Below are 12,807 nucleotides of genomic sequence, written 5' to 3' on the forward strand. Positions count from 1 at the left end.
CGGCCACCCCGAGGTGTACATCATCGCGCTGCCGTTCTTCGGCATCGTCTCCGAGATCTTCCCGGTCTTCAGCCGCAAGCCGATCTTCGGCTACAAGGGCCTGGTGTACGCCACCATCGCCATCGCCGCCCTCTCCGTGACCGTGTGGGCGCACCACATGTACGTCACCGGCGCTGTCCTGCTCCCGTTCTTCTCGTTCATGACCATGCTCATTGCGGTCCCCACGGGCGTGAAGTTCTTCAACTGGATCGGCACCATGTGGCGCGGTTCGCTGACGTTTGAAACCCCGATGCTGTGGAGCATCGGCTTCATGATCACGTTCCTCTTCGGCGGCCTGACCGGCATCATCCTGGCCTCCCCGCCGCTGGACTTCCACGTCTCCGACTCCTACTTCGTGGTGGCGCACTTCCACTACGTGGTGTTCGGCACCGTAGTGTTCGCCATGTTCGCCGGGTTTTACTTCTGGTGGCCCAAGTGGACCGGCAAGATGCTCAATGAACGTCTGGGCAAGATCCACTTCTGGCTCCTGTTCCTCGGCTTCCACGGCACGTTCCTGATCCAGCACTGGCTAGGCGTTGAAGGCATGCCCCGCCGCTACGCGGACTACCTGGTGGAGGACAACTTCACCTGGATGAACCAGTTCTCCACCGTGGCCTCGTTCGTGCTCGGCGCATCGCTGATCCCGTTCTTCTGGAACGTGTACATCACGTGGCGGAACGGCGAGAAGGTCCAGGTGGATGACCCCTGGGGTTTCGGTGCCTCCCTGGAGTGGGCCACGTCCTGCCCGCCGCCGCGCCACAACTTCACCTCCCTGCCCCGGATCCGTTCGGAGCGTCCCGCCCTGGACCTGCACCACCCTGAACTTCGCCAGGTCCACACCGTCGAGTCCCCGGCACCTGCGGCCAGCGTTCTCGGCAACGCCGACCAGAAGGACACCGCACAGTGAAAATCGAATCTTGGATCTTTGGCTCCGGCGTCTTCTTCTTCGTCCCGGTATCGCTGGTTTACGGATTCCTCACCAACTGGAGCGAATGGGTCGGCGTCCTCGGCGTCCTCCTCGTGGGCGGCCTTGCCGGAATGATCGGTGCTTACCTGGGCTTCACCGGCAAGCGTGTTGGCATGCGTCCGGAGGACCGCAGCGACGCCGAAATCCATGAAGGTGCCGGCGAACAGGGTCACTTCAGCCCCTGGAGCTGGTGGCCGCTGGTCCTCGGCATCGCCTGCGCCACGGGTTTCCTGGGCCTGGCCGTCGGCTTCTGGATCGTCTTCATCGCAGGCGGCATCGCCGTGGTCGCGCTCGTGGGCTGGGTCTACGAGTACAGCCGCGGAGACCACGCGCACTAGGAACTGAATAACCAACGACGACGGGCCCCACCTTTTGGTGGGGCCCGTCGTCGTTGGCGTTTATAGGTGGCTAGGACGCCCCCTGCGACTCCAGCAGGCGCCGGAGGGCGTCCAGTGCCTCCGTGGCTTTTTGGCGGCCCTGTGCGCCGTCCACGGCGCCGTCGCTGATGGCCAGTTCCACCTCGCAGCCCGAAGGAAAGTCGGCAGCCATGACCTGCAGCAGGGAGGTGGCGTCAACGTCCCCGGCTCCGGCCTTCCTGATGGTCACGGGAAGGCCTGTTTCTGTGGCCGCCCTGACGAACGTCGCGGCGGGACGGGCGTGCAGGCCCACCGGGGCGGTGACCACGGCCTTTTGTGTTGGCAAAGGGGACTCCTTCGTCGCGACGGGCCCCCTCCCGTCTGTTGTCTGAATTTCCTGACCAAATATAGCTGGCGGAAAACCCTCGCAGCGAAAGCAGGCAGGCTGTCTTGAGACTGGTCTAGACCGTCCTAAACTTGAGGGACAGCCCCCGACAGCAGGAGAGGTACAGATGGCAGCCGGCGCCACGGCAATCACAGGCGAAATAGACCGCACCAGCGGCACCGCCATTTATGTTCAGCTGCGCGAAATACTGCGGGCTTATATCGCCCAGTCCTGCCCGCCGGGCTCGGCCCTTCCGTCGGAACGGGATCTCGCCGAGCGGTTTGGGCTGGCGCGGATGACCGTCAGACAGGCCATCGACGCGCTGGTGGGGGAGGAGGTCATCGAACGTGTTGTTGGCCTGGGAACCTTTGTCCGGAAGCCCAAGCTCGACCTGCAGGTCAAGCTGACCTCCTACAGCGAAGAGATGCAGCGCCGCGGGATGGTGCCTGCCGCCAAGGTGCTCAGCTTCGAACAGATAGGCGCCAGCGCTTTCCTGGCCCGCGAGCTGCAGCTGGATGAAGGCACCCCGCTGGTACGTTTCCGGCGGCTCCTGCTGGCCGACGGCGAGCCCATGAGCGTGGACGAAAACTTTATCCCGGCCCACCGGGTTCCGGGCCTTCTCGACGGTGAACCGCCGACCTCCCTCTACAACGTCCTCAGCGAACAATTCGGTCTGGTCATGGAGTGGGGCGAGGACATGATCGAGGCAACCGCTGCCTCGCCGTCCACTGCGAGGCTGCTGAACGTGGACGTCGGTGCGCCGCTCCTGAAGATCCAGCGCCACGCCTTCGTGGCGCGGGCGATGGTGGACTATTCGGTGTCGTACTACCGCGCCGACCGCTACAAGCTCTGGGTGCCCCTGCAGCGGCCGGGTGCACGGCGCGCCAGGAACCACTAGATCGCGCCTGGAACCACTAGATCCCGGCAGATGCAGGAAGGCCCCGGTCCAACACGGACCGGGGCCTTCCTGTTCGGCTTTGAAGCCTAGTGCGTCAGGCTCTTTGCTTCCTCTGCACTCTCGACGGCAGCGTGGCCGTGGCCATGTGCAGCCTCGAGTTCGGCGGGTGTTGCCGGAGCAACCCGGTCCTCGAAGAACCAGCGGGACAGAGCAGCGCGGCGCTTTTCCTTGCGGTCCACCACGCCATGCTCGTTCGGCACGGCGGGGAGCACCTGCGGCGACTCGAAGCCAACCAGCTTGTAGCGCTTGTATTCGTCGAGCGGCGCGTGCACCTCGATGAACTCACCGTGCGGGAGCCGCACGATACGCCCGGTTTCCCGGCCATGCAGTGCGATTTCGCGGTCCTTGCGCTGGAGCGCAAGGGCAACACGCTTGGCGACGATGAAACCAATGATCGGACCCACGAAGAACAAGGCCCGCAGCCAGTACGTCACGTCGTTCAGGGAAACGTGGAAGTGCGTGGCGATGAGGTCCGAACCGGCCGCTGCCCACATGACGCAGTACCAGATGAAACCTGCCACGCCGATGCCCGTACGGGTCGGGGCGTTGCGCGGACGGTCCAGGACGTGGTGTTCACGGTCGTCCTTGGTCACCCAGCGCTCAATCCACGGGTAGGTGAACATGACGGTGAAAAGGATGCCGGCCGGCACCAGGGCAGGCAGCAGGACGTTGAACGTGAAGACCTGTCCGAAGAAGATCTGCTCGACGTGCCAGTTGCCGAACGTGCCCGGCATCAGGCGCAGGGCGCCGTCAACGAATCCGATGTACCAGTCAGGCTGGGTACCGGCGGAAACCGGCGACGGGTCGTAGGGGCCGTAGTTCCAGATCGGGTTGATGGTGAAGAACGCTGCCATGAGCGCGATCACACCGAACACGATGAAGAAGAAGCCACCGGCCTTGGCGGCATACACAGGACCCAGGGGGTAGCCGACAACATTGTTGTCGTTGCGGCCGGGGCCGGGGTACTGGGTGTGCTTGTGGACGACGACCATGAAGAGGTGCAGCACGATCATCAGCAGGATCAGGGCCGGGACAAGCAGGATGTGCAGCATGTACAGGCGGCTGATGATGGCGGTGCCGGGGAACTCGCCGCCGAACAGGAAGAACGAGATGTACGTGCCGATAACCGGGATTGACTTGATCACGCCGTCGATGATGCGCAGGCCGTTGCCGGAGAGCAGGTCATCGGGGAGCGAGTAGCCGGTGAAGCCGGCAGCCATGGCCAGGATGAGCAGCACGCCGCCCACGACCCAGTTCATTTCACGCGGTTTGCGGAACGCGCCGGTGAAGAAGACCCTCAGCATGTGGACCGCGATGGACGCCACGAACAGCAGGGCTGCCCAGTGGTGCACCTGGCGCATGAACAGGCCGCCGCGGATGTCGAAGGAGATGTCCAGGGAGGAGCTGTAGGCCACGGACATCTCCACGCCCTTGAGCGGGACGTACGAGCCGTCGTAGTGCGTCTCCGCCATGGACGGGTCGAAGAAGAACGTCAGGAAGGTGCCGGAGAGAAGCAGGATGACGAACGAGTACAGCGCCACTTCACCGAACATGAAAGACCAGTGGTCGGGGAAGACCTTGCGGCCGAACTCGCGGAGGATCCCGGAACCGCCAACACGCGAATCGACAAAGTCGGTAAACCGCCCTGTCTTGGTTTTGGCGACGAAAGCGGGCTCAGCTGTTGATGCTGCGCTCATGCATATCACGCTCCCAGTAACTTGGTCCTACGGGTTCATGGAAGTCGCTGGTAGCGACGAGGTAGCCCTCGTCATCAACTGCGATGGGCAGCTGGGGGAGAGGACGGCTGGCGGGGCCGAAGATCACCTTGCATTCCTGCGTGAGGTCAAAGGTGGACTGGTGGCACGGGCACAGCAGGTGGTGCGTCTGCTGCTCGTACAGAGCAACGGGGCAACCGACGTGGGTGCAGATTTTCGAGTAGGCAACGATGCCGTTGTAACCCCACTCTTCGCGTCCCTTGGACGGGTTCAGCGATGAGGGATCCAGGCGCATCAGCAGCACAACGGACTTTGCCTTCTCGTTGAGCTTGCCTTCCTCGAGTTCGTTCAGGCCTTCCGGGATGACGTGGAAGGCGGAACCGAGGGTGACGTCCGAGGCCTTGATGGGGGTACCATCGGGGTCGCGGGTAAGGCGCTTGAGCTTGCCGTCCTGGGGTGCCCACATGGTGTGCGCGAGCTTGTCGTCAGGCCGGGGCCCAAGGTCGCCGAAGATGGCCACGGCGGGCAGCGGAGCGAGCGCAACCGCACCCAGCAGGGTGTTGCGGATCAGCGGACGGCGCTTGATGCCGGTCTCTTCGACAATGTCGTCAACGATGCGGACGGCGGCCTGCCGGTCCTCCTCGTAACGGATTGCGTGGCGTTCCTCGGAGACTTCGTGATCGGGCATCAGGGCCTTGGCCCAGTGCACGATGCCGGTACCGATGCCCAGCATGGCGAAGGCAGTGCCCACACCCAGCAAGGCGTTCTGGAGCCGGATGGTGGCAATGCTGGAGTCGTGCCCCAGGTCGATGGCGAAGTACGCCACCAGGAAGATCAGGGTTCCAACAACAGAAATGCCAAATAGTAAGGCGACCTGCCGTTCTGCCCGCTTGGCGGCCTTCGGGTCCGTGTCAGCCAGGCGCAAACGGTGCGGAGGAATTCCAGGGTCCTGGAACTTCTCCACCTCATTCTGACCAGCCGTAGCTACGGTGCCCGAGTGGTTCGGACTGCCGTCACTATGGTTGCCCATAATTCGCCTCATCCTTCTCTCGTCCCGGCGGTTGCCGGGTTAGTTTCTAATATCAAGCTGCTGACAGGTCAGCAGAAGTTTCTGGTTTCCTGCGGAAAGTCAGGATGTCCGGGACGTCAGCCAAATGGTGAAGGCGATGATGACGCCAAGGCCTGCAACCCATACGAACAGGCCTTCGGCCACCGGGCCCAGGGATCCGAGATCGGCGCCACCCGGGGAGCCCGTGGTTTCGATCTGCTTCAGGAAGGTGATGATGTCCTTCTTGCCTTCGGGGGTGATGTTTGCATCGCTGAACACCGGCATGTTCTGCGGGCCCGTGACCATGGCCTCGTAGATGTGCTCACCGGTCACGTCAGCCAGTGCCGGTGCGAACTTTCCGCGGGTCAGCGCACCGCCGGCGGCCGCAGCGTTGTGGCACATGGCGCAGTTCGTGCGGAACAGCTCTCCACCGGCCGCGGCGTCGCCGCCCCCGCTTGTCAGTTCTTCCGAAGGAATTGCCGGGCCGGCTCCCAGGGAAGCGACATAAGCTGCAAGCTGTGAGGTCTGCTCTTCGTTGAACTGGACAGGCTTCTTCATGGCCTGGGGACCGTTCATCTGCATCGGCATACGCCCGGTACCGACCTGGAAGTCGACGGCAGCAGCACCGACACCCACCAGCGAGGGGCCATCCTTGGAACCGCTTGCACCCATGCCGTGGCAGGTGGCGCAGTTCGCGGCGAACAGCTTGCCGCCCTCTTCAACGTCGCTTGCGCTTGCGGTGGTGGTGCTCGCCTTGGCCTCATTCATGGAGGTTGCCACGGCGTACAGCCCACCCGTGATGAGGAGCCCCATCAGAAGCAGCGCTATTGCTGCAAGTGGGTGACGCCGCTTTTGTGAGAGTGCCTTCACGTGGTGGTTCCTTTATTCGATCCTGCGCCGGCTCCGGGAGCCGCTACCTGAAATTCTGCCTCTTGTAGAAAAAGAATCAAAGCTGGCTACTTGAGTACGTAGATGACCAGGAAGAGGCCGATCCACACGACGTCCACAAAGTGCCAGTAGTAAGAGGTGACAATCGCGGACGTTGCCTCGAAGTGTCCGAACTTCTTCGCGGCGAAGGACCGGCCCATGATGAGCAGGAAGGCGATCAGGCCGCCGATGACGTGAAGGCCGTGGAAGCCCGTTGTCATGTAGAAGGCGGAGCCGTAGGCGTTGGAGGAGAGCGATACGTGCTCGGAAACCAACATCGCGTATTCGGTGGTCTGGCCGGCGACGAAGAAGGCGCCCATGAGGAACGTCAGGGTGAACCATTCGTTCATGCCCCAGCGGGCGAACTGCAGTGCACCTCCGGTCCGGCGGGGCTGCAGCCGCTCTGCGGCGAAGACGCCCATCTGGCAAGTGAAGGAACTGGCCACAAGGACAATGGTGTTAACGAGCGCAAACGGGAAGTTGAGCTTGGCCGTCTCTTCCGCCCACATCTGTCCGCTCGTGGAGCGAAGCGTGAAGTACATGGCAAAGAGACCGGCGAAGAACATCAACTCGCTGGACAGCCACACAACGGTTCCGACAGAAACCATGTTGGGGCGGTTCAGCGTGGGGTGCGCCGGGGTACTGGGGGCATGGGTCGCAGATGTCACATAGACATTATGTCGGTAAAAGTCCGTGCTGCCCAACGCAAACCGCCTTTTCGGAGGACTTTTTCTACAAAGACGCGAAATCGCGCGGAAAAGTTCCCGCGACCGTTCACATTGGTCAGCGCGTGCCCTCCCTCGATAGCATCAGCAGGTGACTTCACAGGCATCGGCAGCGCCCGGCAACACATGGCCCCGACTGATTTCGGCTCTCATCCAAGGCACCGACCTCACCGCGGACAACACATCCTGGGCCATGGACACCATCATGTCCGGGGAGGCCACGCCCGCCCAGATTGCCGGGTTCCTGGTGGCACTCAGCGCCAAAGGCGAGACCGTGGATGAGCTGTCCGGCCTCGTGGAGGCGATGCTTGCCCACGCCAACCCGGTGGCGATTTCCGGCGAAAAACTGGACATCGTCGGCACCGGTGGCGACCAGCTCAACACGGTGAACATTTCCACCATGGCAGCACTCGTGGCGGCCGGGGCAGGGGCGAAGGTGGTGAAGCACGGCAACCGGGCGTCGTCGTCGTCGTCGGGATCCGCGGACGTGCTGGAGGCCCTTGGCGTACGGCTTGACCTGTCCATCGATCGGGTGGCCCGCAACGCCGAAGAGGCAGGAATCACGTTCTGCTTTGCGCAGGTCTTCCATCCGTCATTCCGCCATACAGCCGTGCCGCGCCGCGAACTGGCAATCCCCACCGCATTCAACTTCCTGGGACCGCTGACCAATCCCGCCAAGGTGCAGGCATCCGCGGTGGGCGTCGCAAACGCCCGGATGGCGCCGCTGGTTGCTGGTGTCCTGGCGCGCCGGGGGAGCAGGGGGGTTGTCTTCCGGGGCAACGACGGACTCGACGAGCTCACCACCACGGGCCCGTCGACCGTATGGGAAATCCGTGAGGGAAGAGTCGCTGAGCTGCTGTTCTCGCCTCAGGACCTGGGCATCCGCCTTGCCACCGTCGAGCAGCTGCGCGGCGGGGATGCCGCCGCGAATGCCGGCGTCGTCCGTGAAGTCCTGGCCGGGAAGGAAGGGCCGGCCCGTGACGCCGTCCTGCTGAACGCGGCCGCAGGCCTCGTCGCTTTCGACCTCAACGCTGAGGGGTCTTTCCTGGGGCGCATGCAGAAGGCGTTCGACCGGGCGGCGGAATCGATCGACTCCGGTGCCGCTGCCGCGGTGCTCGACCGCTGGGTGTCCCTCAGCCGCTCCTAGCGGCCGCGCCTACTGCTCGAAGCCCAGGGAGAAGGCGGCGTCCAGGTCGTGCTGGGAATACGCCCGGAAAGCAATATGGGTGGTGGTATGGACCACCGCCGGGACCTTCGAAAGCTTGTCTGCGATGACGTCCGCCAAATCCTCGTGGCGGGGGACCCTGGCCACCGCGATCAGGTCCCACTCGCCCGTAACGGAATACACTTCGCTGATGCCGTCAATGGCCGAGATCTCCTCGGCGGTCTCGGGAATGCGGGAGGCGTCGGTCTTGATCAGAACGAATGCGGTAACCACGTCTAAACCCCTTCGGATCTGTAGCGCCCTGCCAGTGCCCGGCAAGCTTTTCTCTGCTGCCAGCCTATTACATCGGTGCCAGCAGGCGGCTTGCCTCCGGCTCCTGCGTCATCTGTCGCGCAACTTCACTGCCGCCGCTGCCACAAGGCGGTAGCCCAGCAGGAAGAGCGCCAGGCTCAGCGTGGCCACAATCACGAACGGCAGGACCACCGTCTGGCCGGTAATGCCCCTCAGGAGCATGCCGCCCACCAGGCTGCCGAGCCACACGCCGAGGCCGGTGGGACGTATCGAAAGCGGGGCCCGCCAGCCTCTGGCGGCGATCCAGCCCAGGAGCGCGCCGGCCAGAAACGGCCACGCGGTCAGGAGGACGCCTGCCACGGGGTCTTCGCGGTGGTGGGCGTCGCGTCCGATGGCGGCGAAGGCAAGGATGAGAATGACGTCGGCAGCGGCCGCCGCCAGCACCACGGCCGCGGTGGCCGTCCGGGCCGGCTTCGTCTTCATGGAACTCATGTATTCGAGCTTATCGGGCCGCCGGAACAGTTGACGCATCGGGGGAGTAGGCTCGGCTCAGTTGCTGGAATCTGTTGGACCGCGGGATGGAATTGCCCCGCCGGGCCCCGCTTTTGGAGGTCATGTGAACAAACCGCTGTGGATTTGCAGCCTGATGGGCGCAGCGTTGGGGATCAGCCTGGGCCTTGCGATCTTCCATACGCCATTCTGGGGCTTTGCCGCAGGACTCGGGCTCGGTGCCTTTGTGGGCGCGTCTATCCGCCGCCGGCACTAGGCCTTGCACGTCGGGCAGCACTCGCGGCTGCAGCGCGCCGTTTCTTGGTGGATTGCCGAAGAAACACGGCCACGATCAGTCCGGCGAGTGTCACCAGGTTGACCTCGTCGAACGACAGCCCGTCAATGTTGGGCTGGAGGTCTTCCGCCGTGGCCCACCCGAACCACACCTCGCTAACCAGCACGCCGGCAAGGAAGTAGGCGGCGGCCGCCATCACCCAGACCCAGCGCATGACCTTGAAGCCCACAATGAAGTGGAAGAGCAGGCCGAAGACCAGCGACATGAGCGCGAGCAGCGCAAGGCCCCAAAAACCAAGATCCCAATGCATGGTTGCGCAGGCCCCTTTCCACTGGATTCCCGCACGTGGAACTCTTGCCATGGACGATACGGGAACACGGAAACGCCGGGCAGGGCACAAGGTCCTGCGCCGTATCGCGAAGCGAACTACCAGACATGGCAAGGACAGGGGTAGATTCACGTTACTTTACATAATGTAGATTATCGGCGTTTTGGAACCCTGCTGGGACAGGGGCCCACAGGATCCTGGATGTCCGTTCTCATTCCAGATGTCAGTTTTCGCACTGAACGTGTCAGTTAACGGATTTGGGGTGTTTCTCAGTTAAGTTGTCAGCGTGGTTGAACGTGACGCGTTGAGGTCGTTGCCGGTGAACGCGACTGACTCTGCTCGGATTCTTGCTCGGCTGGGCGGCTGCATGCTGGATGAGCCGGTCTTGTCGGCCTGGGCGTCGCTGGGCTTGGAGCATGCGTTGCCTGTTCGGTCGTTCTTTTCCTGGCCCGGCAAGCGGAACTATGAGGGTTCGTGGTGGTCGAGCACGACCGGCTCACACGTGAGCTTTGAGAGCCTGCTGGAGCGGGATTTCCTGATGCTTGCCGATTACGACCAGGACGTTGTGGGTATCGCGTCTCAGCCATTTGCTGTGCTTTGGCCTAACGGGACTGATGGCGGCCGTGGCCATGTCCCGGATTTCTTCGTGCGGCTGCGGGACGGCGGCGGACGCGTTGTGGATGTGCGGCACCGCGACCATTTGGAGGCCGGGTCCCGCCAGTTCACCCTGACCCGGGCGTTATGTGATGAGGCTGGCTGGGATTACGAGGTGTTCTCGGGGATACCCGAGCCGCGGTCTTCGAACCTTCGGTGGCTCTCTGGCTATCGTTTTCAGAGATACGCGCCGGCGGGCACTGTCGTGCCCGTGATCCTGGAAGCAATCGGTTCGGGCGTCTCTGTATCCGCGGCCGTGCGGCGGGCTTCGCGGATGTTGGTGCTGGAGCCCTCCGTTGTTCAGGCCTATCTCCTGCATCTGGCTTTCGTCGGGATCCTTGAAGTTGGCCTGGACGAGCCGTTGTCGATGGATGCTTGGATCGCACCGGCTCAAAAGGTGTTGCCGATGCCGAGCACGGCGGCTGCGTCATGAAAGCCGTCAGGTTGTTTGATTTGATCCAGTTCGACTGTGGATCGTGGCAGGTTGTGGCCCAGGACGGGCCTGAGTTGGCCTTGAAGAACCTCGCGACCAATCGCATCCGACGTGTCCCGGCGGTCGACCTGTTGATCGATGATTCATACCTGCCGGACGATCCCCGGCCCCTCCCCTCGCTGGAAAATGCGGCTGCTCTGGAGCGGCTCTCCCCTGCCGCCCGTGACGACGTCCTTGCCTTGCACGGGCACGTCCACGAAGTGCTCCACGGACTTCCGCCCGGGTCATCGCCGGGAAGCACGCCGAAGCCCGAGTACGATCTCACCAACCCGTTGCAGGCCCGAATCGCGGCGAAACTGACGGAGCTCGCCACCTGTGGGATCGCCATGACCGAGCGGACAATGTTCCGTCATCTCGCCGATTACCGAGCCCGGGGCATTGGGGGCCTCGCGGATGGCAGGGCCACCCGTCAAGCGAGTGTTTCCGGGCGGACCGACCTCAGAGTCCTGGCTTTGATCGAAGCTGAGGTGTCTGGGCAGAAGGATGTTTCCACGGGCACCAGGTCTCGTGTCATTGCCCGGGTTCGGGCGGCAGCGGCCAAGTCCGGTCTCGACGTGCCGTCGGATGCGACCCTTTACCGCATTTTGAAGAAGATCGAGGGTTCAAGGCACCCATTCGGGAACGCGACAACGCGACGGACCCAGGGGAACAGGCCGGACAGGTCATGGGGACGCCAAGCCCCATCACGTCCAGGCGAGCTCGTGGAAATTGACTCCACCCCGATGGACCTCATGATCGTTTATCCCGACGGCAGCAGCGGTCGGGTGGATCTGACCGTCGCGCTGGACATCGCAACCCGCACCCCGCTGGCTGTCATCCTCCGGCCGGTGGCAACGAAGGCCGTGGACGCGGCCTTGCTGCTTGCCCGCGCCATGACTCCCCTGCCGATGCAGCCAGGATGGGACGCGTCGTTGAGCTACTCACGCTCCGTGCTTCCCCAGGGAATGCTTCCAGGCGACGAGGACCTGCGTTCCGCGATCGCCGCCAAGCCCGTCATCGTTCCCGAATCCATCACGGTTGACCGCGGGAAGGTATTTATCGGCTCAACCTTCACGGCAGCTTGTGAGCGCCTGCAGATCAGCATCACTAAAGCGGCTCCTCGGACGCCCACTGACAAGCCGCACATCGAACGGTTCTTTGCCGGCGTTAATTCCGGGTTCACCCAGTACCTGGACGGATACACGGGGCCCAACACAGTTCGCAGGGGCAAAGATCCGGCAGCGGAGGCCAGATTCACTCTTGCGGAAGTCCAGAACCTTCTTGACTGGTGGCTTGTCGCGATCTGGCAGAACCGGCCCCATCAGGGACTACGTCACCCAGCCATGCCCCGGAAAGACCTCACGCCCAACGAGGCATTCGCGGCCCTGTCCAGTGTCGCACCACAGGTCCCTGTAGCACTGACCCGCGATGACTATCTGTCGCTCCTGCCAATCGAATGGCGGCGCATCCAGCCATACGGGATCAATTTTCACGGTCTGCACTACGACAGCCCGGATTTTCATCCATACCGCGGGGTCCCCTCAGGGCTCCCCGCACCAGCCGACGGACGCTGGGAGGTGAGGTATGACCCTTACAGGCTCCAGGCGATCTACGTCCGTGACCACAAAAAGGGCCGGTGGATCGAGGCAAGCTGGACGCTCACCACGCACCTTGTGGGCCCCTTTTCCCGCGAGGTCCTTGCCGCCGCGAAGAAGGCACTGGACAGGAGAGGCGAGACCGTTGCCGGCAGAGACCTCCTTGCCCAGATCAATCGGATCCTCACCACGCCGGCAGGACGAGCCGAACGCCAAGCTGCACAACGCACACATCTGACACCTGCGGCCGTCCCGGCTCCGGAAGCGCCCCCAAGACCGGTCGTAGACCCTGCGCTTACGGCACCAGTCCCGATCCAGGCGCCGGACCCGGTAGTCATCGACTTTCCACGTCGCCGCCATGGACGACGTATTGATCTTCTGGAGGACTGAAACATCGC

The 12,807-nt window shown here is 63.2% G+C and carries 14 protein-coding genes; 6 read left to right on the forward strand and 8 right to left on the reverse strand.

Translation table 11 applies throughout. The annotated features are described in order from the left end of the window. Together ACYSM9_RS13960 and ACYSM9_RS13965 are read left to right on the forward strand one after the other, a co-directional pair. Window positions 1-946, forward strand: a 946-nt coding sequence (locus tag ACYSM9_RS13960; RefSeq protein WP_461857557.1) for a cytochrome c oxidase subunit I, incomplete at its 5' end; no start/stop codon positions are given. Next, a complete protein-coding gene (locus ACYSM9_RS13965) occupies window positions 943-1,344 on the forward strand; it encodes a cytochrome c oxidase subunit 4 (RefSeq protein ID WP_461857558.1) in 402 nt (133 codons plus the stop codon). The genes ACYSM9_RS13960 and ACYSM9_RS13965, both read left to right, overlap by 4 nt. A 70-nt stretch (window positions 1,345-1,414) precedes the next feature. On the opposite strand, the gene ACYSM9_RS13970 is transcribed toward ACYSM9_RS13965, so the two are convergent. After that, entirely contained in the window at window positions 1,415-1,708 is a 294-nt protein-coding gene (locus ACYSM9_RS13970; RefSeq protein ID WP_461857559.1) for an HPr family phosphocarrier protein, read from the reverse strand. Window positions 1,709-1,874: 166 nt separating this feature from the next. On the opposite strand from ACYSM9_RS13970, the gene ACYSM9_RS13975 reads away from it, so the two are divergent. After that, window positions 1,875-2,645, forward strand: a complete 771-nt coding sequence (locus ACYSM9_RS13975) for a GntR family transcriptional regulator (protein ID WP_221384985.1) — start codon at window positions 1,875-1,877, stop codon at window positions 2,643-2,645. 86 nt (window positions 2,646-2,731) lie between these two features. Here the strand turns inward: ACYSM9_RS13975 and qcrB are convergent, their stop codons facing one another. The 4 genes from qcrB to ctaE form a co-directional block, all read right to left on the reverse strand. Beyond that, the gene (qcrB, locus tag ACYSM9_RS13980) at window positions 2,732-4,402 is read right to left on the reverse strand and encodes a cytochrome bc1 complex cytochrome b subunit (protein WP_461857560.1); all 1,671 of its coding nucleotides are present in this window, start codon (window positions 4,400-4,402) and stop codon (window positions 2,732-2,734) included. Further along, complete coding sequence (gene qcrA, locus ACYSM9_RS13985) at window positions 4,380-5,450, reverse strand: cytochrome bc1 complex Rieske iron-sulfur subunit (RefSeq protein WP_461857561.1); 1,071 nt, start codon at window positions 5,448-5,450, stop codon at window positions 4,380-4,382. Before qcrA ends, qcrB begins: the two co-directional genes overlap by 23 nt. A gap of 99 nt (window positions 5,451-5,549) precedes the next feature. Beyond that, complete coding sequence (gene qcrC / locus ACYSM9_RS13990) at window positions 5,550-6,338, reverse strand: cytochrome bc1 complex diheme cytochrome c subunit (RefSeq protein ID WP_461857562.1); 789 nt, start codon at window positions 6,336-6,338, stop codon at window positions 5,550-5,552. 86 nt (window positions 6,339-6,424) lie between these two features. Beyond that, window positions 6,425-7,099, reverse strand: a complete 675-nt coding sequence (gene ctaE / locus ACYSM9_RS13995; protein WP_217509392.1) for an aa3-type cytochrome oxidase subunit III — start codon at window positions 7,097-7,099, stop codon at window positions 6,425-6,427. Between the two features lie 112 nt (window positions 7,100-7,211). Here ctaE and trpD point away from each other — a divergent pair, with 112 nt between their 5' ends. Further along, window positions 7,212-8,267, forward strand: coding sequence for an anthranilate phosphoribosyltransferase (gene trpD, locus ACYSM9_RS14000; RefSeq protein WP_461857563.1), 1,056 nt, complete (start codon window positions 7,212-7,214; stop codon window positions 8,265-8,267). Window positions 8,268-8,276: 9 nt separating this feature from the next. Here trpD and ACYSM9_RS14005 read toward each other — a convergent pair whose 3' ends face one another. The 3 genes from ACYSM9_RS14005 to ACYSM9_RS14015 form a co-directional block, all read right to left on the reverse strand. Then, on the reverse strand, window positions 8,277-8,558 hold the full coding sequence (locus ACYSM9_RS14005; protein WP_461857564.1) for an Lrp/AsnC family transcriptional regulator: 282 nt from the start codon (window positions 8,556-8,558) through the stop codon (window positions 8,277-8,279). A gap of 108 nt (window positions 8,559-8,666) precedes the next feature. Continuing rightward, window positions 8,667-9,068: a DUF3054 domain-containing protein gene (locus ACYSM9_RS14010; protein WP_461857565.1), complete on the reverse strand. Its 402-nt coding sequence runs from the start codon at window positions 9,066-9,068 to the stop codon at window positions 8,667-8,669. 254 nt (window positions 9,069-9,322) lie between these two features. Further along, window positions 9,323-9,670: a hypothetical protein gene (locus ACYSM9_RS14015; RefSeq protein ID WP_461857566.1), complete on the reverse strand. Its 348-nt coding sequence runs from the start codon at window positions 9,668-9,670 to the stop codon at window positions 9,323-9,325. Between the two features lie 337 nt (window positions 9,671-10,007). Here ACYSM9_RS14015 and ACYSM9_RS14020 point away from each other — a divergent pair, with 337 nt between their 5' ends. Next, window positions 10,008-10,775 carry a TnsA-like heteromeric transposase endonuclease subunit gene (locus ACYSM9_RS14020; RefSeq protein WP_461857567.1) on the forward strand — a complete coding sequence of 256 codons (768 nt, stop codon included), beginning with the start codon at window positions 10,008-10,010 and terminating at the stop codon, window positions 10,773-10,775. Next, a complete protein-coding gene (locus ACYSM9_RS14025) occupies window positions 10,718-12,799 on the forward strand; it encodes a Mu transposase C-terminal domain-containing protein (RefSeq protein WP_461857568.1) in 2,082 nt (693 codons plus the stop codon). Before ACYSM9_RS14020 ends, ACYSM9_RS14025 begins: the two co-directional genes overlap by 58 nt. Window positions 12,800-12,807: the final 8 nt, after the last annotated feature.

It is taken from the genome of Arthrobacter sp. C152 (assembly GCF_054890965.1).

Excerpts from the sequence above, each read along its gene's own strand:
- ACYSM9_RS13975 (WP_221384985.1), top strand. The coding sequence starts at position 1,875 with ATGGCAGCCGGCGCCACGGCAATCACAGGCGAAATAGACCGCACCAGC.
- ACYSM9_RS14015 (WP_461857566.1), bottom strand. The coding sequence starts at position 9,670 with ATGCATTGGGATCTTGGTTTTTGGGGCCTTGCGCTGCTCGCGCTCATG.
- qcrB (WP_461857560.1), bottom strand. The coding sequence starts at position 4,402 with ATGAGCGCAGCATCAACAGCTGAGCCCGCTTTCGTCGCCAAAACCAAG.
- qcrA (WP_461857561.1), bottom strand. The coding sequence starts at position 5,450 with ATGGGCAACCATAGTGACGGCAGTCCGAACCACTCGGGCACCGTAGCT.
- ACYSM9_RS14010 (WP_461857565.1), bottom strand. The coding sequence starts at position 9,068 with ATGAGTTCCATGAAGACGAAGCCGGCCCGGACGGCCACCGCGGCCGTG.